This is a genomic window from Streptomyces sp. CO7 (assembly GCF_053474865.1).
Genome location: NZ_JBRIOU010000217.1, coordinates 1 through 1960, shown reverse-complemented (window position 1 = coordinate 1960; position 1960 = coordinate 1). Strand labels below are relative to the sequence as shown.

Genomic DNA, 1960 nt, shown 5'->3' with positions numbered 1-1960 from the left:
GCGCGCACACCCTGGGGCGACGTGGCGAGGTCGTGGCCGGCGACCTGGGCCTGACCGCCGTCGGCGGAGATGAGCGTGGAGAGGATCTTGACGACCGTGGTCTTGCCGGCGCCGTTCGGGCCGAGCAGGGAGAAGATCGTGCCTTCCGGGACGGCGAGGTCGATGCCGTCGAGGACGTGCTTGTCGCCGTAGGACTTGCGCAGTCCGTTCGCCGCGATGGCCAGGCTGGTCATGAGGGTCCCCCTTCGTGGTGTGGTGTGGTGAGGTCGCTCAGAGGCTGCGGGCGGTGATGTCGCCGTAGCCGGTGGTGGCGTGGATGTTCAGGGGCGCCCCGGCGCCCTCCGCGTTGCGCAGGGAGTTGTCGACGCGGCCGGAGCCGGTGCCGGCGTCGAGGGTGGCCGAGACGCCCCGCGCGGCGGCGATCTCGACGGCGCCCATCTCGGTGCGCAGGGTGACCGTGCCGCAGTGGGCCTCGGCGACGCGGATGTCGCCCTTGCTGGTGCTGATGTCCGCGCCGCCGTTCAGCCGGCCGACGACGACGTCGCCGGCCAGGACCTTCACCCGGGTGTCCGCGGACTCGTCGAGCTTCACGGTGCCCTGGTCGGCCGTCAGGCTCACGTCACCCAGCCGGCCCACGCCCCGGATCTCGGCGTCGGAGGCGGTGGCCTCGACGTGGGAGCCGGCGGGCAGCTGGACCGTCACCTCGACCGCGCCCGGGTGGCCCAGGACGCGGCTCTTCGGCTCGCCGGCCTCGATCCGCAGCGTGCCGCCGTCGAAGGCGACCTGGATCCGCTCGGCGGCCTTGGCGTCGCGGCTCTTGCCGGCGTCGGCCGGCAGGACCTCGACGGTGGCGTCGGAGCGGTCGGAGGCGATGAGCCGGACGTGGCCGGCGGGGATGTCGAGGACGACCTGGACGGGGGCGGTGGCGGCGAACTGCTGCATGGTCTTCTCCTTCGTCGTCCAGCGCCGGTGCGCTGTTTCCGATGATGGAAAGCTACGTTGCGTTCACGGATATAGGCAACAGTGTTGTTGCAAGGAGAATGAGAAATAGCAGGTTGACGCTGGTAAATCGTTGCATCGACCCTGAAAGTAACGCAACGTCAGCTCACGTGAGCGTTGCAATGGGTGGTTGGTGAACGCTAAGGTGGGCGCGTACCCCTCACGCACCACGAAGGAGTCCCGATGCCGGGTGGCAGGCTTACTCAGCCGGAGCGTCAGCAGATCGCGCTGGGGCTCGCCGACGGGCTGGCCTACGCGGAGATCGCCAGGCGCCTCGACCGTCCGACCTCGACCGTGACCAGGGAGGTCATGCGCAACGGCGGACCCACCTCCTACCGCCCCGACCTGGCGCACCGCGCGGCCGAGCGCCGCACCCAGCGCCGCAGGCCCGCCGCACCCCGGGACACCGCGCCGCCGCAGGACGTGGACGGGCGCGACGGGGCGGCGGTGCGTGAGTTCGAGGAGATGTTCACGACCGTCCTGATGCAGTCGGGGCTGCCCAAGATGATGGCCAGGGTGGCGTCCTGCCTCTACACGACCGACGAGGGCAGCCTCACCGCGTCGGACCTCGCCCAGCGGCTCCAGGTGAGCCCGGCGTCGGTCTCCAAGGCGGTCACGTACCTCGAGGCCCAGGGGCTGGTGCGCCGCGAACGCGACGAACGCAACCGCCGCGAGCGCTACTTCGCGGACGAGGACGTCTGGTACCAGTCGATGCTGGCCAGCGCACGGGGCACCGCCGCGCTGGGCGACGCCGCGCGGGAGGGGGTCGGCGTCCTCGGCCCGGACACCCCGGCGGGCCGCCGGCTGGAGAACATCGCGCGCTTCGTCGACTTCGTCTCCGAGAGCATCGTCCGCGCCGCCGAACAGGCCCGCGACATCCTCTCCACGAAGTCCGCGACGGCCCCGGCGCCGCGCGGCACGGAGGGCGGTGCGGAGGGCGGTGCGGAGGGCTGAGCGCGCA

3 protein-coding genes are annotated in these 1960 nt (G+C 71.7%); 1 reads left to right on the top strand and 2 read right to left on the bottom strand.

Annotated features, from left to right (window positions below):
- Positions 1-233, bottom strand: a 233-nt coding sequence (locus ACOV8S_RS32820) for an ATP-binding cassette domain-containing protein (protein ID WP_448322299.1), incomplete at its 3' end; no start/stop codon positions are given.
- Positions 234-270: 37 nt separating this feature from the next.
- Positions 271-942: a DUF4097 family beta strand repeat-containing protein gene (locus tag ACOV8S_RS32815; protein ID WP_448322297.1), complete on the bottom strand. Its 672-nt coding sequence runs from the start codon at positions 940-942 to the stop codon at positions 271-273.
- A 240-nt stretch (positions 943-1182) separates the two neighbouring features.
- Here ACOV8S_RS32815 and ACOV8S_RS32810 point away from each other — a divergent pair, with 240 nt between their 5' ends.
- Positions 1183-1953, top strand: a complete 771-nt coding sequence (locus tag ACOV8S_RS32810) for a MarR family transcriptional regulator (protein ID WP_448322295.1) — start codon at positions 1183-1185, stop codon at positions 1951-1953.
- Positions 1954-1960 lie beyond the last annotated feature (7 nt).

Bases quoted from the DNA above. Each gene is read 5' to 3' on its own strand.
- ACOV8S_RS32815 (WP_448322297.1), bottom strand. From the start codon at position 942: ATGCAGCAGTTCGCCGCCACCGCCCCCGTCCAGGTCGTCCTCGACATC.
- ACOV8S_RS32810 (WP_448322295.1), top strand. From the start codon at position 1,183: ATGCCGGGTGGCAGGCTTACTCAGCCGGAGCGTCAGCAGATCGCGCTG.